This window comes from Streptomyces sp. NEAU-YJ-81, assembly GCF_017592595.1.
In the GTDB taxonomy this organism is placed as follows: Bacteria; Actinomycetota; Actinomycetes; order Streptomycetales; family Streptomycetaceae; genus Streptomyces; species Streptomyces hygroscopicus_B.
The window spans coordinates 1-21,053 of record NZ_JAGFNO010000023.1; the positions used below are offsets into that span (position 1 = coordinate 1).

Consider the following 21,053-nt stretch of genomic DNA (forward strand, 5'->3'; position numbering starts at 1 on the left):
CATCACGGACGGCGGCATCACCGGTCCCGTGTTCTTCGACCATGTGCGTCGGAGCAGGCGGCCCATCCTCAACTCGCCCAAGGGCCAGACCACTCCACTGCCGCCCGATCTGGCCGCACGCCCCGTGATCGAGCCGCAGGTCTACTGGACCTGGTCACTCCTCTGGCGCCGGGACGAACTCCGCCCAGCCGTACTGAGCACCGTCGACGCCCTGACGGAAGGCGTCCGCGACTTCGGCATCCACGCGCCGGACGCATGGCTCCCTGACGGAGATCCACACAAGCGGTAGATCTCTTTACGCCGCTCTTCTGTCGATCACTCGCACGGCCTCTTCGAGCGTTGCCACGGTACGTCCGGCGACGGTCGTGGTGCGGTCGGTCGCGGCCAGCGCCGGTGACCGGTGGCGTCGTCAGGCGGTGGTTGCGGCGGCCGCGAGCATGTCGAGGGAGACCTGCCACAGGCGGGCCGCGTGCTGGGGGTTGAGGGCGTGGGCGGCCACTCCGCGCCGTACACCGGGCTGATGGGGTCCGGCTTCGTTGCAGTCTTCGAAGTATCGGCCGGTTGCGCCCTCGGCCAACGGGGAGGCGGCGAGCAGCGCGGAGGTCGCGGCGCCCTGCTCGATGTCCTTCCAGGACACGTCGGTGCTGGTGGGGTCGAACGAGGTAGGACTGTTGGAGATGTCTCCGATGTGGCGGCCGAGCCGGGTGCTGGTGATGCGGCCGGGGTTGAGGGCGTTGACGGCGATCAGGTCGGATGCCCAGCGGCGGCTCGCCTCGACGGCGAACAGGACGTTGGCGGTCTTGGACTGGCTGTAGGCCGCCCACGGGTCGTAGGGGTGCTGCTCGAAGTTGATGTCGTCGAAGAGCACGTCGCCGTTGACGTGTCCGACCGAGCTGACCGCGACCACACGTGCGCCGTGGGCTGCTGTCAGGGCGCTGTGCAGGCCGGTGGCGAGGGCGAAGTGGCCGAGGTGGTTGGTGGCGAACTGCATTTCCCAGCCCTCCTTCGTCCGCCGCAGGGGTGAGGCCATCACGCCTGCGTTGAGGACCAGGATGTGCAGGGGGCCGCGCCAGTCGGCCACGAAGGCGCGTACCGAGGTCTGGTCGGCGAGGTCGAGCATCGCGGTGCGCACCGTTCCCGGGCCGCTGACCGGGGCGATCTCCTCGGCGGCCAGTGTGCCCGCGGCCAGGTCGCGGACGCCGATGGTGACCTCCGCGCCGACGGCGGCCAGGACGCGCGCGGTTTCGCGTCCGATGCCGGAGGCTCCTCCGGTGACGAGGGCGCGTTTGCCGCTGAGGTCGACGCCGTCCAGTACCCCTGCGGCGGTTGTCTGGGCCCCGAAGGGGGTGGTGATGAGGTTGTCGGTCATGACGATCTCCATGCTGGCGGTGGAAATGGGCGGCGAGTACGCGGCTGGTGGCGCGATGGCGAGGGGTCGTCGTACGCTCGTATCCGGAACTGGTTCCGGTTTCGCTTTGCACAGTAAGCGGAACTGGTTCCGGTTGCAAGTGGCGGCGAGAAGGGACCCAGGAGTGACCGGCATCGAGGGGGACGCGGCGCGGCACCGCAGGCCGCTGCGCGCCGACGCGCAACGCAACGAGGACCGGCTGTTGGAGACGGCGGCAGCCGTCTTCGCCCGGGAGGGGGCGGGGGCCTCGGTCAAGGACATCGCCCGCGAAGCCGGTGTCGGCGTCGGCACGCTCTACCGCCGGTTCCCGTCCAAGGAGCTGCTGGTCGAGGCGGTCTACCGGCAGGAAGTGCAGCGCTTGTGCGAGGCGGCACCGCACCTCGCGGCCACGCTGCCACCGGTGGACGCACTGCGGGCATGGATGGAGCGCTTCATCGCCTTCATGGCCGCCAAGAGCGGTATGGCCGACGCGCTGCGGGTGGTGCTGACCGACGACAGCGAGCGGCTGCGGACCCGGGCTCTGCTCGCCGGGGCGATCGACCACCTGCTCTCCTCCGGGGAGGGCCGGTCAGCGGCGCGGCCGGAGGTCGAGGCCCAGGACGTGCTGATGGCCCTTGGCGGGATCAGTCTCATGGCCGCCAGCGAGGAGCAGCGTGACCTGGCCACCCGACTCATCGACCTGCTCCTGCGGGGCGTCGTGAGGAGCTGACACGACCAGGGGACTCCAGGCCGGGGAGTCGGCAAGCTGGGCCTTCTGCAGCGGCACTGGTGTGATCAAACCAGCACGCCGCCCGGCTCGGTCCGGCGGCCCGGCCGGCGGACGCGATGACCGCCGGTGGGGCGCTCAGGTGTTCGAGGGGGGGGGGAGCAGGATGCGGAAGGTGGCGCCCTCGTCCGGGCGCCATCGCCGACCGGCAGCTGGCCAAGCGCTGGTTCGGGCCGTCCTCGCGGATCTACCGCCCGGCCAGGGGCGCGAGCGGCAGTGCGTGCAGGTGTGCATCCCGTCCTGGGACGCGCTCGATGCCCGGCACGGCGCGCGGGCCGTCGGCCTCGCCGACGGCCACCGCGCGGTTGAGCCGGACGACCGGGCCGTCGGTCCGGCGCACGGGCACTCGGGTGTTCCAGCGGCGCGGCGGCGACTGGCAAATGATCCACCAGCACGCCTCCCACCCCTATGGCCCGGAAACCGGCGAGACGAAGACCGATCTGTGCCCCTAACCTTGTTCTTTATCTTCCGTCCGCGTCGTAGGGCGGGAACGGAAGGTTCCAGACGGCGTCTGACCGGCTGACGATCTTTCGAAGTTCGCGGGCGCTTCGTGGCGATATAGCCTGCATCACGGTGTCGAGGAGAGCTCGGGCTTCGAGAGGGTTGCCGCAGCAGTACCAGTGCACGTTGCCCCACTCGTAGTCGTGCCACAGATCACGCTCGGGCTGGTGGACGTAGTCCTTCCACAGGCCCACAGCCGCGCTGATGTCGCCTGGCTCCAGATAGTTGCGGGTGTGCTCGAGACGGATGATCTCGGACAGTGCACGCGAAGACAGGCCGTCGATGACTGGCCTTGCACCCGATGTCCGGTGGCCGCCGGGGGCGCCGGCACGGATCTGTCCTGGCCGTCTACGCGGCATGGACCTTTCGGTTCGTCGTCATGCGGTACATGGTGCCACGGTCTCGAATGGCGTCTCGAACGGATTCGCTCGCCTGGGGATTCGCCGGACGTGGGACGCTGTTGCTCGAGCACCGTCGTGGGCACGGAGCGATGTACGGCGGCCTGAACCACGGCCGGATCGACGTCGATCGGCTGCGGACGGTGGACGTCACCCGCCTGGCCTGGGTCCCGCGTGACCTGCCCGTCGAGTTGGTCGGCCGAGTCCGCCCCAACCGCGTCATGCGTCTGCCGAAACCACCCAGGACGCAAGGTGCCAACGGCCGGCCACCCAAGCACGGCCCGGAGTTCCGCTTCACCAAGCCGGAGACCTGGCCCGAGCCCGCGATCACCACAGTCACCGACACCACCAACTACGGCAAGACCGAAACCCAGGCATGGGACCGGGTCCACCCCCGACTCACTCACCGTTCCCCATGGCTCGAACATGGTGGTGAACTTCCGCTGGTGGTAGGAATGTTGATGCGGTTGAAGGTCGAGCATCTGTCGAAGGACCGGGATGCCCCGCCGGTGTGGTTGGGAGAAACCCGCCGCCTCCGACCGACTTACCCCGGCCCGGGTCCGCCAGGGGTTCGGGAACATCCGCGCTCACCGGGCGTCTCACGGTCCTGGCTCTACAACGAGCCGGACCTGAGAGCCGAGATCGAACGCCTCCGGGCCCGCCACCGTGTTCCCGCAGCGCGGCCGGTTCCCGACCGGCAACGAGCCTCCGACGCCTCCCTCCTGCGGCGCCTGGAGGCGGCCACCAAACGCAACCAGCAACTGGAAGCCGAAAACCGGGAGTTGCGCGAGGCGCTTGCCCACGCGCTCGGGGAACGACGCACCACCGACCTGCCAGACCGACCCCGCGACACGCCGAAGAAGAAATCTTCCGCCGTCATCGGACCTTGCTGAGGTCAGCGTCGAAGACACCGTCCACCACACATCGCCGCCCTGATCAGGCATGTGATGATCTTGGTGTGGGTGCGGTGGTGACGGCGGCTGAGCCGCATTGGGTGGACCTGTTCGCGGGACTGAACGGGCGGCAGTTTCGCAAGCTGGTCGGACTTGTGCGGCGGCGGGGCGGTGACAAGCCCACCGGCGGACGGCCATGGGCCCTGCCCCTGGAAGACCGCATACTGCTGGTGGCGGCCTACGGGCGGACGAACCTCACGACGCGGCAGCTCGGCCCTTTGCTCGGGATCTCCAAGTCGGCCGCCGACCGGGTCATCGACCACATCGCCCCGCTTCTCGCGCTGGCCCCCGTCCGGCGCCGACACCCGGCCGGCACGGTGCTGATCGTGGACGGCACCCTGGTCCCCACCCGCGACCGGAGCGTGGCCACCTCCAGCAAGAACTACCGCTACTCCACCAACCTCAGGTCGTCATCGACGCCAACACCCGACTGGTCGTAGCGGCCGGACGGCCCCTGCCCGGCAACCGCCACGACGCCCGCGCCTACCGGGAATCCGGCGTGCACCGTGCCGTGAAGAACGCGTCCGTCCTCGGTGACGGCGGCTATCGCGGCACCCCGGCCCTCGTCCCCGCACTGGCCGCGCGAAGACAGACCACTCACACCTGAGCAGCAGGCCGACAACATCGTCCTCGGCGTGGCCAGACTCCACAACCTGGCCCTCGCCGGGTAAGCCGGCACCCCGGCCCAAGCCCAGTCCAGGCCCAACACCCGCTTATGGGACATCGTTTAGTCGCGCGGGACAAATCGGCTGGTTATCGCTTGGACGTGTGGACAAAACTGCGCCGACTAACAGATCGAAGAGGACGGCCTGTTGGCCAAGCGCACAAACCATGCGCGGAATCCCTGGACAGGCACCGCATGCCCGCGGCCGGTCCATGCCCGATGCTGTGCGTAACCAGTTACGCCGTACGTAACCGCATTGAAGTAGGAGACGTGATGCGACGTAGGACAAGTGTTGTCGCGGCCTTGGCGGTCGTCGTCCCCCTGCTGGCCGCTCCCGCCGCGTCGGCCGCAACACCAGGTTGTGGCACAAAGCCCATGGAAAAGGCGCTGAAGGAACTGCGCGGCGTCGGCGCTTCGGGGATCAGCGTGACGGTGAAGAGCCCCCGCTGCGGCGTTCGGAACGACGGGGTCGGCCTCGCCGACCTGACGACGGGACGTGAGGTCGTCGGCAATGAGCACAGCCGCATTGCCAGCAACACCAAGACCTGGACGGCTACGGTCGTGCTCCAACTCGTCGGCGAAGGCAAGATCAAGCTCGATGACACCGTCGACCACTATCTGCCGGGTCTGATCCGCACCGAGCACTATGACGGGCGCAAGATCACGATTCGGCAGCTGCTGCAGCACACCAGTGGCCTGCCCGACTACCTGGAGGCACCATTCTGGGAAGACGAGGTTGCGCACCGCTGGGATCACATCGAGCCCCTGCAGACGGTCCTCCAGGCGTTGGCTCTGCCCCCGGCCGACGACAGCACTGCGCCCGGCTTCTCCTACTCCAACACCAACTACAACCTGGCCGGCCTGATCGTCACGAAGATCACTGGCCGCAGCATCGGCACCGAGATCAATGAGCGGATCATCCAGCCCCTCGGACTGCACGACACCTACTGGCCCGGCGACCGGACCACGCTCCCCAAGCCGGACCTGCGAAGCTACGTGAAGCGGTCCGGGAAACTGCTGGACTGGACGGAATGGAACACCTCCGGAGCCGACGCATCGGGCGCGCTGGTCTCCACCGGTGCCGACGTCACCACCTTCTGGACCGCCCTGATGTCCGGGAAGCTGCTGGCCCCGGCCCAACTGGCCGAGATGAAGCGAACCATTCCGGACCCCGAGGAGAGCGGCGGGCGCTACGGCCTGGGAGTCGAGCGCTATGAGCACACCCCAGGCTTCGTCACCTGGGGACACAGCGGCTTCATGGAGACCGGCCACAAGCTCAGGAACGCTGTCACCGATGACGGCCAGCGGGCCGTGACCCTGCTGATCGGCTCGGAAGAGTTCAAGGAGTCAAAGGTGGACTCCGTCCTCCGTGAACTCATCCGCGACCTCCGCTGACAGGGATCGGCCGTATGGGACCAGCTGACCAGGAGCACTCGGCCAGAGTCCTCAACTGCAGCCAGAGAACCAGCCGTTCATCGGGGTCCTCCAAGTCGATCCCGAGCTGCCGGCCGATCTGTTTCAGACGGTAGCGGCAGGTGTTGGGATGGACGGAGAGCGCCTTGGCCGCGCCCGCCACATCACAGCCCGCGTCGAACCAGGACACCAGGGTGCGGGCGTAGTCGGTGCCGTGCTCGGCGTCCGCCGCCAGCACCCGCCGCCAGGCGCCCGCCCTCAACCCCCGCCGCTCCCGCATCACATCGGAAAGCTGCAGCAGCGTCGCCCGGGGACGCACCTCCTCCACGGTGGCCACCGGCAGATCGTCGTCCAGCAGCCGCAGGACCATATCCGCATCCGCACGCGAGTCCGCCACCCCGTCGGAGCTGGGCACCACCTCGCCGAGCGCCGCCCGTACCGGCACCCGCAGCGACCGCGCGGCCTGGCGCACGGTGTCCTCCGCCAACTGCCGGTGCCGCCGGTCGTCCGCCCTCTGCTCCTGCGGCGCATGCCCTCCGCCGTGCTTCCCGGGCACGGGCAGCAGCGCGTACACCACTCCGTCCAGGAGCACACACGCATGCCGTCCGTAGCGGGCCTCGCACTGCAGGCGCACCACGTCCAGCAGCCTGAGCAGGGTCCGCTCGGCATCCGGCACGCTCGCCGCGGAATCCAGCACGAACGCGGCCACCCGGACCGCGTCCCACCCCAGGCGGTGTGCCGTCGAGGCATCCGCCGAACCGTCCAGCAACCGGCGCACCACGTCGATGTTCTGATCGCGAGCCAGCTCCTGGGCCAGGCGGGCCCGCAGCAGAAGCAGTGCCGCCGTGGAGGCGCCCTGAGCCAGGGTCCTCTCGGCGTCCGCGGCGAGCGTGCCGCCGTCAATCACCCAGATCGAGCCGAGAGTCTCGCCGCCGGCCCGCACCGCGACGGCGAGCCGCGGCAGTTCACCCTCGGCGAGCGGGGGGAGCCACACCGGTCCGCCCGAGCCGAACACCAGCCGCATCTGGTCCGTGTTCTCCACGCTGTCCAAGACTTGGAGGCCGAGGATGCCCTGGCGGCGGTCCTCGTCGACCGGCTGACCGGGCACGGTGGAGTAGGCCAGAATCCGCTTGCGCGGGTCCTCCACGGCCGTCGCCCCGCCGGTCGCCGCCGCGATCGCGTCGGCCAGCGCGAACAGGTCACCCAGCCCGCCACCGGGGGCGGACCGGGCGCCGGTCGCCGAGGCCAGCATCAGATGCACATGGTGCCAGGACGCTTCCTCGTCGACCGACAGCAACGCCACGCCATGTGTCTCGGCCTCCCCGACCGGCCCGTCCGCGCCCCGTACCACGACCCCGGTCATCCCGGCCTCCGCCGCGGCCCGCACCAGCGGCCCGGCCGCCGCCGGCCGCACGCCGACCGCGAGCAGCAGAGCCCCGGGTGCGTGCGGGAGCGGGGCGTGCGCGTCGTACAGCAACACCTCGGTGACCGGGGCGGCAGATCCGGCGGGCGCGGTGTGAAGCCGCAGGGCCAAGCTGCCGATGAGGTCGCCAAGCGTGCAGGCGTCCAAAAGTGCTCCTCACAGCCCCGGGGCCGGCCGGGCTGCGGCCCGGACAGCACAGTGCGTCCCCTCCCCCGCCGACCGGCCGACCCTACCCTCATGCCGACTGACCGGACCGCCAGACCTCGCCCCCGCACCGGCCCCCGCGGTACAGCCTCAGCACGCGCGCGTGAGGTGAAAACCCATATAGGCCGAGGTGAGGCCCGAGGCCAGCCAGAACGACCCGAGAGATACCGATGATGATCAGTACCGCCAGCGTGCTGTCCAACTTTTCCACCAGCGGGGAGGGCCGTCGGGGCTCAAGGTCGCAAGATTACACCCGTACAACGTATGTCAAGAAGTGGGCACGCGTGGTGCGGCACCCCCAAAGCCCACGCTCCTCGTTCGGCAGCGCCCCGCAGGGGCGCGGGGCTGTGTTGATATGCGGCTCCGCTGCACGGGCGCGACCAGCCACGATGGTGCCGCAGACGATTGACGGTGCAGCGCGGCACTTACAGCGGAGCGCTCAGCGGCTTCCTCTTCGCCGCCTTGGCCCGCGACTCTTCGACAGTCTCCTCAGTCGCCGGGCCGGGCTGCATGATCAACATCGTCGGACTTGCCGCCCGTCGTGAACGCCGACATGCCCGACGCCCACCGGCTCCGCCTCATCGGTCCGCCTTGGGTCAGCGGGTGTTGAGCAGGCCGGCGAGCAGTTGGAGTCGCTCGGCGTCGGGGCTGTCTTCGGCGGCGGTGCAGATGATGAGCACGGGGCCGGGAGCGCCCGGCATCGGGTAGGCGTCCCAGTCCAGGTTGAGTTCGCCGACCAGGGGGTGGTTGATGCGCATCTGCCCGCGGGTCGGTTCCTCCACATCGTGGCGGGCCCACAGAGCCGCGAACTCATCGCTGCGGACCGCGAGTTCACCCACCAGTTCGACGGCGCGCGGGTGCCCCGGATCGGCGGCGACCTGCGTCCGCAGCATCCCGATCAGCTCTGCGACCGTGGCCGCCCGCTCCGGGCATGCCTGGTCGGCCTCGGGGTGCAGGAGCAGCGACAGCAGGTTGCGCTGCTCCTGGGGCTGCTGGGTGAACTCGCCCAGCAGGGCACCGGCCAGCGGACTCCAGGCCAGCACGTCCAGGAAGCGACCGACCACCAGGGCGGGCGAGGTCATGGTGCGCAGCAGTCGTAGCGTGGTGTCGGGTACCTCCTCCGGCTCGTACGGACGCGGGCGGCGGGCCGGGGTACGCGCGGCGGCGGCGAGGCTGTGCAGGTGCCGGGACTCCTCGGCGGAGAAGTTGAGGGCGCGCGCGAGGGCGTCGAGGACCTGATCGGAGGGCCGTACGTCGCGCCCCTGTTCCATGCGCTGGTAGTAGTCCGCGCTCATCCCGGCCAGCAGGGCCAGCTCCTCCCGCCGCAGCCCGGCGACGCGCCGCCTGGGGCCGGGTTCCAGGCCAACGTCCTGCGGGCGCAGTCGAGTTCGGCGGGTTCGCAGGAACTCGGCGAGTTCGCGTCGGGGATCGTCGCTCATGGCGAGGGGGGCGTCGGTCACGGCGCCAGTATGCCGCCGACGCGACTCGTGAGGGTGGGTCTGCCAGTCCCAGGAAAAGGGGAACGACCGTGATGCCGCGTGCAAGGTCCAGCATCGGATCCACCACACAGCAGGCCGCGGAAGGACAGCGACATGAAGGCCGTTCAGATCACGAGTTTCGGTGCAGCGGACGTCCTGCGGGTCAATGACGTCGAGCGCCCCGTTCCCGGTGCGGGCGAGGTACTGGTGTCGGTCGAGGCGTCCAGTGTGAACGGACACGACGTGATCGTCCGGGCCGGGGAGTTGAAGATGGTGTCGGGACGCCGCTTCCCGATCGGTGTGGGGCTGGACTTCGCCGGCACCGTCGCCGCGAGTGGCGCCGATGTCGCGGGTTACCGGGTCGGGGACCGGGTGTGGGGCACGGTGCACCCCCGGCAGCGGCACACCACCGGTGGGGCGGCCGAGTACGTCGTGGTGTCCGCCGACCGCATCGCGCCCGCCCCGGCCGGCCTCTCACCGGCGGACAGCGCCTCCCTGGTCGTCGCGGGCGCCACGGCGTTGATCGCGCTGCGCGACAGCGTGCATCTGGCGACCGGGGAACGGATCCTGGTCCGGGGCGCGGCCGGCGGAGTCGGCACAGCCGCCGTGCAACTGGCACACGCCATGGGCTGCCATGTGACCGCGCTGGCCCGGGACCGCCACGCCAAGCTCCTCACCGACCTCGGTGCCGACGAGGTCCTGGACTACGGCTCCACCACCTCGGACCACATCGGCCCCTTCGACGTCATCGTGGACACGGTCGGCTCGCAACTGAACTGCTACCGGAGCCGGTTGGCCAAGCGAGGCCGGATGGTCACCGTGGGACTGTCCGCGTCGGCCCTGGCCGCGATCGCCGCGTCCAGCGTGCACGGTGCCCGCCGCATCCGTACCTTCAGTGCCAATCCCGACACCACCGTGCTGCGCGACCTGGCCGACCACGTCACGTCGGGTGCGCTGCGCCCGGTGGTCCACAGCGTGTACCCGCTCGCGGACATCGCCGCCGCGCACGAGGCGTTCGAACGCGGCGGCGTCGTGGGCAAGCACGTGGTCACGGTGGCCGCGTAACCCCGTCGTTCCCGTGGATCATCCGCTTCGGCGGACGCCATCACGACCGCATTGCAGCAGGACGGCCCTGACCGGCGCCATGGATCGCGGTCTTGCGGATGGGGTCCGGCCAGCGGGGAGTGGTGCGCAGGCCGATGCCTCGGCCATCGCGCCGCGCCGCGGCCTGCACATCCACACCATTGGCGCCCGAGGCGACATCCTCGACACCGGCGACCACGTCCGCAGCGCCTACGGGCTGTCGCCGAGCAGGGGGGTGACCGAGATACGTGTCAAAGGGGCAATGAGATGATCTTGGACGCATTGGTCTTCACCGCCCTGACCGGCGCCGGCACCGAGCAGGGCGACGGGGCGGCCGTGGACGGCGACGGTGAGGACGACGAAGACGATGTGGAGTCGGTGCTGGCCGACATCCCCCTCGAAGCGCAGTCGAGACCCGGTGGATCCGGCAGCAGCGCCACGTCGGCACGGTCACGGTCGGCGCCACGCTCGCCGAGGTGGGTCGGGTCGGGAGTGCCGGGAGCGTCAACTTCGCTGGCGTCTGATTCACCCTGCGCGGGGATGAGCGCGGGTAGTGCGACGGGCGCTTTCGGCCATGACCGGTGTGGTGGGCGAGAGCGGGGAGGGGTGTGTGGTGGGAGGGGTGCCGACCGGCGGCGTGTGGGGACAGCGGGGCGGGGGTGTCCGGGGCGGGGATCGCAAACCTGCTGCGCAGGGTTGGCCGGACTCAGTCGCTAATCACTTTACGTGTTTACATGAACGCGTTGTGCTACTCACTGTTTCGGCGCCGCCACGGCCCGGCGGTGCATTCCAGCAGCATCGACTCGAGGGACATCACCATGACCACACCTCCTGCTGCTCCGCTCCGGGTCGCCCTGTCCAACGGCAGCTTCGAAGAGCCCGCCGTAACCGGTGTGGAGATCCTGCCGGACGCCTCACAGACGCAGGCGGCCAAGCGGGTCCCGGGCTGGCTCACCACCGCCTCCGACCACAAGATCGAGCTGTGGCGGTCGGGCTTCAACGGTGTGCCGGCGGCTGAGGGCGCCCAGTTCGCCGAGCTCAACGCGAACCAGGTCTCCACGCTCTACCAGGACCTGCCGACCACGCCCGGCACGAAGCTGTACTGGCGGCTGTATCACCGTGGGCGCCAAGGCGAGGACACCATGGCGCTGGACATCGGCACGCCCGGCTCGGTGGTGGAGCAGAGGCGCTTCACCGACGGCAACACCGCCTGGGGTTACTACACAGGCACCTACACCGTCCCGGACGGCCAGACACTGACGCGCTTCGCCTTCCGTTCCATCTCTGCCGCCGGCGGCAACCGCAGCATCGGCAACTTCCTGGACGGCATCTTCTTCGGCACCGCTCCCTACCTGACGCTCGCCAAGACCGCCATTCCCGCAGGACCGCTGGAGGTGGGCGACGCCGTCACCTACCGCATCACCGCCAAGAACGAGGGCGGCGGCGGGGCCGAGAACCTCATCCTGACCGACGTCATCCCCAAGGGCACGACGTATCTGCCCGGTTCCCTGCGTATCGTCGAAGGCCCGAACGCCGGAGCGAAGAGCGACGCGAAAGGTGACGACCAGGCGTACTACGACGCCCAGGCGAACCAGGTCGTCTTCCATCTCGGCAACGGCGCTTCCGGCGTGGAGGGCGGCAGCCTGCCCAACACCGGGACCCTTCCGCCGGGGACCACGGTGGAGTACCGGGCCGTCATCGACCGGGCCAGCGGCGGCAAGCACATCAGCAACACCGCCACCGCCACCTACGAGAACCGGCTCGGCCAGACGCCGGAGCCCTTGACGGCCACGTCCAACGAACAGGTTACGGAGGTCAAGCCGGCTGCCGACCTGACCGTGGCGAAGGCAGCCGACGCGACCACCGTCACCGTCGGCCAGACCGTGACCTACCGCGTCACCGTCCACAACACCGGCCCGAACCAGGCCACCGGCGTCACCGTCACCGACCAACTCCCCGACGACCTCACCTTCCTGTCCGCCGACGGCACACCCGGAAGCTACGACCCGGCCACCGGGCACTGGACCGTGGGCGACCTGGCCGACGGCGCCACCGCCACCCTCGTGCTGCGGGCCAAGGCCACCAAGACAGGCCGGATCAGCAACACAGCCACCGCCACCGGCAACGAAAAGGATCCCGACACCACCAACAACACCGACACCGCCACCGTCTGCGTCGAACCCGCACCCTCCTGCTGCGACCCCTGCTCCCCCCGCAAGTAACCCACTCAGGAACACGCCGCGCCGCCTCCGCCAACCCCCGGCCACGCGACACGGTCGGGGGCACGGTTCCGGAAGGCGCTGCGGCCGAAGACGCGGCGCACCAGTTTGGCGGTTTTGCCCACGTCGTAGCGGGTGGCGGGGTGCCGGTTCCTCGAGCCGAGTGGCCTGCTGGGGCCGGGCCTAACCGCACCGGCCGACTGTGTGCATGTGCCGCAGCCCTTGCCGGTAGGAGTCGAGCAGCCCGGTCTCGGCGTAGGGGAGCTCGAGGTTGCGGCAGTGTTCCCGGACCAGCGGCTGTACGAGCCTGAGGTGGGGCCTGGGCATGTTCGGGAAGAGGTGATGCTCGATCTGGTAGTTCAGCCCGCCCAGGAGCCAGTCCGTGACCGGCCCGCCCCGGACGTTCCGCGAGGTCAGGACCTGGCGGCGCAGATGGCCCCAGCGCTCGCCCGCCGGGTCGGGCATCTCCATGCCCTTGTGGTTGGGCGCGAAGGCCATTCCCAGGTGGAGCCCGAAGAGCGCCTGGTGGAGCAGTGCGAACACGATGGCCTTGCCCACTGGCAGGCAGGTGAGCAGCAGGGCTCCGTAGCCGATGGCGTGCAGCGCCAGGAGGGCGCCTTCGACGGCCCGCTCACGAACGGGCTGCCGCCGCAGGTCCCGGACACTGCTCACCTTCAGGGCGATGCCTTCGAGCAGCAGCATCGGGAAGAACAGCCAGGCCTGATGGCGGGTCACCCAGCGGGCGAAACCGCGGCGCACAGCGGCCTGCTCGGTGGTCCACACCAGTGCGCCGGCGCCGACGTCGGGGTCCTTCTCGATGTGGTTGGGGTTGGCGTGGTGCCGGTTGTGCTTGTCGTTCCACCACGCGTAGCTCATACCCAGGAGCAGATTGCCGTGGAGGAGCCCGATGGCACGGTTCGCCCGGCGGCCGACAGCGATCTGGGCATGCCCGGCGTCATGGCCGACATAGGCGGTACGGGCGGACAGGACCGCGAGCGGCACGGCGAGCAGCAGCGACCACCAAGTGTCCCCGGCCAGGACGAACCCCGCCACCACAGCGGCCAGGGCAAGGAGATTCCCGCTGATCATCCGCGCGTACCAGCCCCTGCGACGCTCCAGCAACCCCCGTCCCCTGACCCTCCGCAACAGGGCAGTGAACTCACTCCCCTGCCGTGCGGTGGCGCCGACAGGCGCGGTGGACACAGACGGCGCGGCGGTCTGAGACATGGAGGGCTCCGGTCAGCGAATCGGGCAGCAACGCTCTGACCTGCTTAAACGTACGGACCGGAGACCATACGGCACCATGGCGTCAGCACCCCGACCACACGGGGGCCAGCCCCAGCACCCCAAAGGGGGGTCAGCAACACCCCCACCCCCACCCCCACCCCGCCCCCGGCCTCCAGCCGACCACCACACCGAAAAACCCAGGACACATCGCGCAGGAACCGCAGCCTGCGGCACCCGATGCCCTGGCCCACCGGCCCGGGGCGATCTCCAGCTCACGGCCGGCGAGCGGACCGCCCAGGAGCCGAACGCTCACCGCGGGACTCAGCGCCTCCGGCCAGGCGGGGGCTTTTCTGCAGGGACGGCAGCAGCTGGCAGCGGATGGGGGCGGCGAGAGCACGGCCGAACCGCGCGAGCACCTCGGCTCCGGGAACGATGGCCGGCACCCCAGGAGACTCGCGGTTTCAAAGGGGTCGCAGGTTCCTCGACTCTCCGGCCGGTGTGTTGCCGAGCGTGATCCGGTGGCGAAGTGGGGGTTGTGGCCACGGAGCGGTCGCTAGGTGACGGCCGCCCCCACCGCTTCCTTCGACATCTCCGACGCGACCACCTATACGAGGGGTGTGGTGACCTGGAACGACCGGTCCGTCACCGTGACCGGGGAACACTCCTCCCCGAGCGCGGACGACTGCCGGGCCACCTGGGTCTGTACCTTCGACATCGCCAGGAACAGACTGGGTTCCACGGTCTGTCTCGACGACCATGACCTGAACGATCTGAAGTGTGACTCCTTCTCCAAGCCCTGACCCACAGGCTGCCGGCGGACACGGACCCATACCTGGCCGAGAAGACCAGCCGGTCCCCGATACGCCGATCCGAACCAGGAGTTGAAGCCCGCATGGTGAACCTCTCCGCGCGGCGCGGTTGCCGGCGGCGCGCAGGGTGGTGTGACGGGTCGGCCCGGACCGACGGAATCCGTCGGTCCGGGCCGGGTGTGCTTCGCCTGGGTCCGTGCTTGTGCCCGCGGCCCTACCTGTCCAGGTGGGCGAGAATCAGGTTGGGGTCCTCGGCGGTGTTCCAGCCGGCGCTCAGCACGTAGACGGTGTCGCCGCGCAGGGCGATGGACGTGGGGTTCTGCAGACCGTCCACCGAGGTCAGCACGGTGGAATGGCTGCCATCGGGCTGGACGAGCGCGACTTCGTTCGGTCCGTCCAGGGCGGCCAGAAGCCGGTCGCCACGGCCGGTGAAGACGAAGTCGTCGATCCCCGGCATACCGCTGGCCCGAGTCTGGATTCCGCCCGCGCGTCCGTCCCGGAGGACGGGGATGCGCAGGATGGTGCCCTGGTCGAGATTGGTGGCCCAGACCGCGCCGTTGTGGATCTTCAGGCCGTTGGCGCCGAGGAAGCCGGTGGAGGCCAGTTCGGGAGCGGTGGACCAGGCGGTCGGGGTACCGCCGGTGGTGGGCACCGTCCAGATGGTGCCGAGCACGGAGTCGGCGACATAGAGGGTGTGGGTGCGCGCATCCAGCGCCAGACCGTTGGGCAGGCCGTCCGCCGGCAGCGCGGCGATCCGCTCCGGCCGGCCGCCGGGACGCATCCGCCAAACGCCGGTCAGGTCGGCGGTGCCGGTGGCATACAGGAAGTACAAGGTCCCGTCGTGGGCCCGGACGATCCCGGCAGTCAGCGGGAAGCCCATGGCCGGGGTGTGGACACCGCCGTCGGCGGGCCTGGGCAGGGTGGCCAGGATCCGGACAGTACCCCGAGGGGAGACCTCGGCGACCTGACGGCCCTTGGCGAAGGTGACGTACGCGCGGCCGCCCGGTGCCAGGGCGACGTTCTCCGGCATCTGCCCCCTGGCCAGGTCGAAGTGCGCGGCGATCCGCACGCTGCTCAACGGCGCGGAGACAGCCGAAGCCGGAGCGGGGCTGAGCGCCGAGGCAGCGGCCGCGGCCAGGACGACCGCCGCCACAGCGGACATGGAGAGCTTCTTGGACATGGTTTCCTTCTCGCTTTCGGGCATGCGGCAGCAACACACCGACGCATGGCTTGGGATACGTGGGTTCTTCCGGCGGGCGGCACCCCGCGACAGGGCCGGCCGCGGCCGTACCCGGGCGGGACGGGCGCCGGCTCCTCGCGGCAGCGCCCGGTGACGCTGTAGGGGGGTCAGTCCCTGACGGCGCGGGGCCGCGTCCGCGCCGCGTCCAAGGAGAGGCCGGCCTGCGTGGTGGCCTCGCTGGTGGCCTGGGCGAGCAGAGCAAGCGCGGCCCCCGAGGGCGAGCCCGCTTCCGTGGTGGCGACCACCACGACGGGACCCGGCCCGCTGCTCAGGGTCTGCTGGATGACGGTCAGGGGCCCGACCAGCGGATGGCGCATCTCATAGTCGGCGACGGTGCAGGCCTGGATACGGTGGTCGGCCCACATCGAGGCGAACTCAGCACTCTTCGCGGACAGTTCGCCCAGGAGCGCGTGCAGTGCCGTGTCCTGCGGCTGCCGGGCCGCCACCAGGCGCAGATTCCCGACCACCGCCCTGGCCTTGCTCGGCCAGTCCGCGTACAGATCACGGACATGGCAGTCGAGGAACACCAGCCTGGCCATGTTCGGACGCTGCGCCGGCAGGTCAGGGGCACCGGGGTCCAGATGCCCGGCGAACAACGCATGGCCCAGACGGTTCCACGCCAGCACATCGCTGCGCCGGCCGAGCACGATGGCGGGAACCTCGCCCAGCACGTCCAGCAACTGGTGCATCGCCTCCGTCACCCGTTCCGGCGCCGGCCGCCGACCCCGGGCGCGCTGCCTGCCCACTCGGGCCAGGTCGTGCAGGTACCGCCGCTCGGACTCGTCCAGCCGAAGAGCCCCGGCGATCGCATCCAGAACATCAGGCGACGCGCTCAGTGACTGCCCCTGCTCCAGCCGGGTGTAGTAAGAGGTGCTCACCCCCGCCAGCAGGGCCAACTCCTCGCGCCGAAGACCCGGCACACGCCGGCGCTCCCCGTAGGTGGGCGCCCCGACATCCTCCGGGCGCAGCTGGGAGCGCCGCGCCTGCAGGAAGTCCCCGAGCCGTGTTTTTCCGTCCATGGCGTTGAGTATGGACCGCCTCGCAGAACCCAGCCTGACCCAGCTGTGGATAGGCAACAGCGGGTCTGGATCCCCGCCGGCATCGCCGATGAAGTGGTGGCAGCCGAATCCGGCACCCCGCCCGCACCCAGGAGGCCGCCTTGAGTACCACCACCGACAACGACCGCTTCGAGGCTCTGGACGCGGCCGACTTCGCCTTCACCAGGCGCGCCTGGGTCGACGCCGCGCCCGCCCGCGTCTACGAGCTGGTCAGTGATGTGTCCGCGATCAGCCGCTGGAGCCCCAACGCCGACGACGTTGCCTTCGAACCAGGCGCCGGCCCCTGGGTCGGCGCCTGGTTCGGCGGCCGCAACCGCAGGAACGGCAAGGAGTGGACCACCCGCTCCCAGATCGTGCGAGCCGACCCCGGGGCGGCTTTCGGCTTTGTCGTCGGAGGCGCGGAGAACGGCATCGTGCGCTGGGAATGGACCCTCACCCCCCAAGGACACGGAACGGTCGTCCAGCAGTCCTGGAAACTACTCCGCCTCGACCCGGTGCTGGGCACTACACACACCGACCTGGACACACTCCGCCGCTACATGACCAACAGCGTCGAAATCACCCTCACCGCCCTCGCCCAATGGCTCGCCGAAGAACGCACAAGATGACACGCCATACACCTGACCAGCCACTCTGATCAGAACCTGACACAGCCCCCGCTCCGCTTGTGCCTCGCACCGATGCCTGTGCATCAGCATCGCCGCGGACCAGGGCAATCAGGTCCCTGACGACCTCGGTCTGGGCGTATACCCACACCCGGCGGCCGCCGGTGAGGGACGGGAAGTCGATCCGCTGAACACGGCGGTTCCAGCGCAGTTCGATCCCGTCGTGGACGAGGCCCTCGCGCTCCAGCCGCTCGGCCGCGCCGGACTCGCGCAGTACGTCGACGGTGCTCTGCTCGAGGATGCCGGCGCGTTGGCGCTCCTCGACATAGGTGCGGTCACGGCTCTCCAGACGACGCAGTCGATGCCGGAGTTGTGCAGGAGCCGGGCGAGCAGCAGGCCGGCGGGGCCGCCACCGATGATGCCGACGGTGGTGTGATCCATGGTGGCTACTTCATTTCTTCGAGGATACGGTTGGCGATCGCGAAGGCGGCGTTGGCCGCGGGCACACCGCGGTAGACGGCCTCACGCGTAGCGGGTGATGAATTCCCGGAAGTCGGCGGTGAAGTGGGTAGTTCGGGCGATACCCGGTCGGCGTACTCGTCGCCGAGGACGGTGCGGCGTACGGCCAGGCCGGCGCTGTGTCGGGAGGCGTCGTTGGCAAGGTGCGTGTCCGGGGCAGTGAAGTGTGCGAGCAGCGCTGCCAGAACAGGTACCGGACGCTCTGCGTTTGCCAGGTGTGCCGCTTGCGTCACCTCGGTCAGGGCCGCGTGGGGGGATACCGTCAGCCAGTCCCCGGGCGTGTGCGACGGGCGTAGCGGGGTCCTCTCGGCCGGCGAGGACAAGGGTCGGCGCAGTGATCCGCGGCAGTTCGGTACGAAGGTCGTATTCGACGAGGGCACCGCACAGCGCGGCGTAGACCTCGGGCACGGCCGCTGACAGGTCGTCGACCAGCTCTTCAGCGGCTGGCGCAGTCGCGAAGGACGGGGTGAACCAGCGGCCGGCGGCAGTGTCCACGAGCGGGCGGATGCCCCTGGCACGGACCAGCGCGACGCGGTCGAGCCAACCCCGCGGCCCGCTGAAGCGGGCTGACGAGCAGAGCACCGCGAGCAAGGTGACACGCTCAGGGTGGTGTACGGCGAGCCAGGTACCGACGGCGCCGCCGAGCGAGATGCCGGCGTAGGCGAACCGGTCGATGCTGAGGGTGTTCGCCGGAACGAGGACCAGGCGCTCGAGGTCGGCGACGGTGCCGCCGTCGGGCAGCAGGTTGGCCGGGGAGCCGCCATGGCCGGGCAGGTTCCAGCACACCACCCGGTGGGTGCGGGCCAGGGCGGGGGTCCGCTGGTCCCACACCGCGAGCGATGCCCCGACCGGGACGTCCGCCACAGCCCGCGCGGCGGAGGTGACCCGCTCGTCCACCACTCCCCCATGTTCGCCTGGTGAACTTAAGTTCACATCATGTTTCGGCGCTGATTCTGTGTTCCTCACGGCGGCCGTGTCAACGGTGCGGGGGTGCGGCTCCGAAGACATTCCGCAGCATGACCGCTGCTCCGTGTTCGCATGGCGCGCAAGAGAGGCATGTGAGCAGATCGACAACCCGGACATATGGCCGCAAGGGTGCCAATGACGGCGATTGGGCCCCGGGGCTGAAGATCACCGCGCCTCGGCAACGCCGAGGGCGCTCTCTTCGAGCAGGGCCCCTTGTGCGCCGCGTTCGGGGCCAAGAACGGCGACGGTGTCCCTCCGTTTGCGCGTGCACCCCTTGCCCGCTGCCTCCGCATTCTTGAGCGCTCGATCCAGATAGGTTACGGTGAGGTCATGGCAAGGACGCGCGAGTTCGACACCGAGGCAGCACTGAGCCGCGCGATGGAGCTGTTCTGGACGCGCGGCTACGAGGCGACCTCGGTGCGCGACCTGACTCAGCACCTGGGGATCGGGCAGGGGTCCTTGTATGCGGCGTTCGGCGGCAAGGACGGCCTGTACCGGGCGGCGCTGGAGTACTACCGCACCACCCTCGCGGCGGCCGCCCTGCGCAGCCTGGAAGAGGGGGCGGATGCCCGCTCCGCGATCCGTACGATGCTGGCCGAGCGGGTCCGCATCGCCGTTGCACATGACGGCCGGGGCTGCCTGGTAGTCAACGCCGCCTGCGAGCGCCTGCCAGAGGACCCGTCAATCCGGCGCTTCGTGCGGGAGGTGCAGGACGCCAGTCGTGACGCGCTCGCCGAGGTGCTGCGGGTCGCGGCGGAGCGGGGCGAGATCTCGACACAGCAGGACCCGCACACCCTCGCCGCCTTCCTCGTCACCTTCCTCAACGGGCTGCTGGTCTCCTCGAAGATCACGCCGGACGTCCGCACCCTCGAACCCCTCGTGGAAATCGCACTGGCCGCCCTCGACTGACTTTTTCATGCCCGGAATCTGTATCAGACGATCCAGAAAAGCCGTCGGATCCCGCGCGGGCACGGGATCCGACGACACCCACCCCTGCTTCATCGAAGACTTCGGAGGACCCATGCCCCCCGCACCCAGCCCGAGTACGCCCGCTCTCGGCGGCAGCCGCTGGAACACCTTCCCCGCGGCTGGCACCACCCTGACCGCCCGCGATTTCTTCACCGCCACCGAGCCGCTGCTGCAGGGCATCATCGATGACAACGCCCTCACCAGCGCCGACGGCGAGGTGCTGGAGGACCAGATCCACGCGGCACTCGCCCTCGGCACCCGGGAGACGTCCCTCCCGCTGGCCATCGGCCCCGACAGCGCCTCCGCAGCCCGCGAACTGGGCGCGCAAGCCGAGACCATCGGCCAGGAGCTCGCCTCGTGGTCGACCGAGGCACTGGAGAGGCTGCTCACCGATCCGGTACCGCTGCCCGCCGGCCCGCTGGTCGTCCGCAGCCACTGCTACGGCCACCTGCTCACTCCTCCCGCAGCCGACCTGCTCCGCGGCCGACGTGGCGGACCCGTCACAATGCAGCTCTACAACGAGTGGCTCCACCAGATCGTCCTGCTGCGCGACGCCCTGCTTCCCTTCACCAACTGGCAGGACGTCCCGCTCCTGATCACCCCAACCGGACTGCGGCACATCGAACCGGCCCGCGACGCGTTCCTCACCGAACTCCTGGTCCGCCAGATCCGGCACACCAGCATCGTGGCCTTCGCCCGCAACGTCGTCACCGGCACCTCCGGCCCGGCCGGCTACGGCTTCGAGGCGGGCGGCGGCACCGCCCTGCCCGCCGTCCTTGACCAGCCGCCCCTCACCGCACCCCGGCACCTGCTGACCTGGCGCCCCAACCCGGCCGCCGACGAAACTGCCACGTATGTCGCCGAGGTGCAGGACTACTACGCCGCACCCCGCGTCCGCACTGCGCGCACCGGGACTGGTGTGGACGGAAGCAGGCGACGTCACCCTGGACGCCACCGGCCAGGACGACCTCGTCGTCCTGGCCCTGCTCGGTCGGCTCTACCCCGAGAACGTCACCCCGCGCCCCGCTGGCCATTCCGCTGCCCGGACAACCGCGGACGGCACCGAACCGAGCCGTCTAGTGACCCTCGTCGACCCTCCGCAAGCCCACTGACACCCGCATCGCGAAGTTACACCAGGAAGGTTGGAAGA

The 21,053-nt window shown here is 69.9% G+C and carries 15 protein-coding genes and 6 pseudogenes; 11 read left to right on the forward strand and 10 right to left on the reverse strand.

Going from position 1 to position 21,053, the window contains the following annotated elements:
• Window positions 1-289 (forward strand): annotated as a pseudogene (locus J5X86_RS34995) (LysR family transcriptional regulator); the annotation flags it as partial.
• A 120-nt stretch (window positions 290-409) separates the two neighbouring features.
• Here J5X86_RS34995 and J5X86_RS35000 read toward each other — a convergent pair.
• The gene (locus J5X86_RS35000; RefSeq protein WP_208520717.1) at window positions 410-1,369 is read right to left on the reverse strand and encodes an SDR family NAD(P)-dependent oxidoreductase; all 960 of its coding nucleotides are present in this window, start codon (window positions 1,367-1,369) and stop codon (window positions 410-412) included.
• Window positions 1,370-1,532: 163 nt separating this feature from the next.
• On the opposite strand from J5X86_RS35000, the gene J5X86_RS35005 reads away from it, so the two are divergent.
• The gene (locus J5X86_RS35005; RefSeq protein ID WP_308124810.1) at window positions 1,533-2,117 is read left to right on the forward strand and encodes a helix-turn-helix domain-containing protein; all 585 of its coding nucleotides are present in this window, start codon (window positions 1,533-1,535) and stop codon (window positions 2,115-2,117) included.
• 280 nt (window positions 2,118-2,397) lie between these two features.
• Here J5X86_RS35005 and J5X86_RS35010 read toward each other — a convergent pair.
• Window positions 2,398-2,514: pseudogene (locus tag J5X86_RS35010) on the reverse strand (RNA polymerase subunit sigma); the annotation flags it as partial.
• A gap of 705 nt (window positions 2,515-3,219) precedes the next feature.
• Here J5X86_RS35010 and J5X86_RS52600 point away from each other — a divergent pair.
• From J5X86_RS52600 to J5X86_RS35025, 3 genes and pseudogenes are all read left to right on the forward strand, one after another.
• Window positions 3,220-3,603: pseudogene (locus J5X86_RS52600) on the forward strand (transposase); the annotation flags it as partial.
• Between the two features lie 428 nt (window positions 3,604-4,031).
• A pseudogene (locus J5X86_RS35020) lies at window positions 4,032-4,697 on the forward strand (transposase).
• Window positions 4,698-4,963: 266 nt separating this feature from the next.
• Window positions 4,964-6,085 (forward strand): serine hydrolase, encoded by a 1,122-nt coding sequence (locus J5X86_RS35025; RefSeq protein ID WP_243982286.1) that lies wholly within the window; start codon window positions 4,964-4,966, stop codon window positions 6,083-6,085.
• On the opposite strand, the gene J5X86_RS35030 is transcribed toward J5X86_RS35025, so the two are convergent.
• Window positions 6,066-7,673: a CdaR family transcriptional regulator gene (locus J5X86_RS35030; RefSeq protein ID WP_208520718.1), complete on the reverse strand. Its 1,608-nt coding sequence runs from the start codon at window positions 7,671-7,673 to the stop codon at window positions 6,066-6,068. The genes J5X86_RS35025 and J5X86_RS35030 overlap by 20 nt on opposite strands.
• Before the next feature lie 653 nt (window positions 7,674-8,326).
• Window positions 8,327-9,190 carry a helix-turn-helix transcriptional regulator gene (locus J5X86_RS35035; protein ID WP_308124811.1) on the reverse strand — a complete coding sequence of 288 codons (864 nt, stop codon included), beginning with the start codon at window positions 9,188-9,190 and terminating at the stop codon, window positions 8,327-8,329.
• A 132-nt stretch (window positions 9,191-9,322) separates the two neighbouring features.
• On the opposite strand from J5X86_RS35035, the gene J5X86_RS35040 reads away from it, so the two are divergent.
• Window positions 9,323-10,273 carry an NAD(P)-dependent alcohol dehydrogenase gene (locus tag J5X86_RS35040; protein WP_208520719.1) on the forward strand — a complete coding sequence of 317 codons (951 nt, stop codon included), beginning with the start codon at window positions 9,323-9,325 and terminating at the stop codon, window positions 10,271-10,273.
• Between the two features lie 40 nt (window positions 10,274-10,313).
• On the opposite strand, the gene J5X86_RS35045 is transcribed toward J5X86_RS35040, so the two are convergent.
• Window positions 10,314-10,490 (reverse strand): hypothetical protein, encoded by a 177-nt coding sequence (locus tag J5X86_RS35045; RefSeq protein WP_208520720.1) that lies wholly within the window; start codon window positions 10,488-10,490, stop codon window positions 10,314-10,316.
• A 619-nt stretch (window positions 10,491-11,109) separates the two neighbouring features.
• Here J5X86_RS35045 and J5X86_RS35050 point away from each other — a divergent pair.
• Window positions 11,110-12,513: a CARDB domain-containing protein gene (locus J5X86_RS35050; protein ID WP_208520721.1), complete on the forward strand. Its 1,404-nt coding sequence runs from the start codon at window positions 11,110-11,112 to the stop codon at window positions 12,511-12,513.
• A 180-nt stretch (window positions 12,514-12,693) separates the two neighbouring features.
• Here the strand turns inward: J5X86_RS35050 and J5X86_RS35055 are convergent, their stop codons facing one another.
• The gene (locus tag J5X86_RS35055; RefSeq protein ID WP_208520722.1) at window positions 12,694-13,737 is read right to left on the reverse strand and encodes an acyl-CoA desaturase; all 1,044 of its coding nucleotides are present in this window, start codon (window positions 13,735-13,737) and stop codon (window positions 12,694-12,696) included.
• Window positions 13,738-14,294: 557 nt separating this feature from the next.
• On the opposite strand from J5X86_RS35055, the gene J5X86_RS35060 reads away from it, so the two are divergent.
• Complete coding sequence (locus tag J5X86_RS35060) at window positions 14,295-14,537, forward strand: hypothetical protein (RefSeq protein WP_208520723.1); 243 nt, start codon at window positions 14,295-14,297, stop codon at window positions 14,535-14,537.
• 223 nt (window positions 14,538-14,760) lie between these two features.
• Here J5X86_RS35060 and J5X86_RS35065 read toward each other — a convergent pair whose 3' ends face one another.
• Both J5X86_RS35065 and J5X86_RS35070 read right to left on the reverse strand, forming a co-directional pair.
• The gene (locus J5X86_RS35065) at window positions 14,761-15,726 is read right to left on the reverse strand and encodes a hypothetical protein (protein ID WP_208520724.1); all 966 of its coding nucleotides are present in this window, start codon (window positions 15,724-15,726) and stop codon (window positions 14,761-14,763) included.
• A gap of 167 nt (window positions 15,727-15,893) precedes the next feature.
• Window positions 15,894-16,805: a helix-turn-helix domain-containing protein gene (locus J5X86_RS35070; protein ID WP_208520725.1), complete on the reverse strand. Its 912-nt coding sequence runs from the start codon at window positions 16,803-16,805 to the stop codon at window positions 15,894-15,896.
• Between the two features lie 140 nt (window positions 16,806-16,945).
• Between J5X86_RS35070 and J5X86_RS35075 the strand changes: the two genes are divergently transcribed.
• Window positions 16,946-17,452, forward strand: coding sequence for an SRPBCC family protein (locus tag J5X86_RS35075; RefSeq protein WP_208520726.1), 507 nt, complete (start codon window positions 16,946-16,948; stop codon window positions 17,450-17,452).
• A gap of 100 nt (window positions 17,453-17,552) precedes the next feature.
• Here J5X86_RS35075 and J5X86_RS35080 read toward each other — a convergent pair.
• Together J5X86_RS35080 and J5X86_RS35085 are read right to left on the reverse strand one after the other, a co-directional pair.
• Window positions 17,553-17,890: pseudogene (locus tag J5X86_RS35080) on the reverse strand (FAD-dependent monooxygenase); the annotation flags it as partial.
• An 81-nt stretch (window positions 17,891-17,971) separates the two neighbouring features.
• A complete protein-coding gene (locus tag J5X86_RS35085) occupies window positions 17,972-18,868 on the reverse strand; it encodes an alpha/beta hydrolase (RefSeq protein WP_308124812.1) in 897 nt (298 codons plus the stop codon).
• 396 nt (window positions 18,869-19,264) lie between these two features.
• Between J5X86_RS35085 and J5X86_RS35090 the strand changes: the two genes are divergently transcribed.
• The gene (locus J5X86_RS35090) at window positions 19,265-19,843 is read left to right on the forward strand and encodes a TetR/AcrR family transcriptional regulator (RefSeq protein WP_208520727.1); all 579 of its coding nucleotides are present in this window, start codon (window positions 19,265-19,267) and stop codon (window positions 19,841-19,843) included.
• Window positions 19,844-19,955: 112 nt separating this feature from the next.
• Window positions 19,956-21,015 (forward strand): annotated as a pseudogene (locus tag J5X86_RS35095) (hypothetical protein).
• Window positions 21,016-21,053 lie beyond the last annotated feature (38 nt).

Coding starts and splice junctions, on each gene's coding strand:
- J5X86_RS35000 (WP_208520717.1), bottom strand. CDS start 1,369: ATGACCGACAACCTCATCACCACCCCCTTCGGGGCCCAGACAACCGCC.
- J5X86_RS35025 (WP_243982286.1), top strand. CDS start 4,964: ATGCGACGTAGGACAAGTGTTGTCGCGGCCTTGGCGGTCGTCGTCCCC.
- J5X86_RS35040 (WP_208520719.1), top strand. CDS start 9,323: ATGAAGGCCGTTCAGATCACGAGTTTCGGTGCAGCGGACGTCCTGCGG.
- J5X86_RS35050 (WP_208520721.1), top strand. CDS start 11,110: ATGACCACACCTCCTGCTGCTCCGCTCCGGGTCGCCCTGTCCAACGGC.
- J5X86_RS35055 (WP_208520722.1), bottom strand. CDS start 13,737: ATGTCTCAGACCGCCGCGCCGTCTGTGTCCACCGCGCCTGTCGGCGCC.
- J5X86_RS35065 (WP_208520724.1), bottom strand. CDS start 15,726: ATGTCCAAGAAGCTCTCCATGTCCGCTGTGGCGGCGGTCGTCCTGGCC.
- J5X86_RS35070 (WP_208520725.1), bottom strand. CDS start 16,805: ATGGACGGAAAAACACGGCTCGGGGACTTCCTGCAGGCGCGGCGCTCC.
- J5X86_RS35090 (WP_208520727.1), top strand. CDS start 19,265: ATGGCAAGGACGCGCGAGTTCGACACCGAGGCAGCACTGAGCCGCGCG.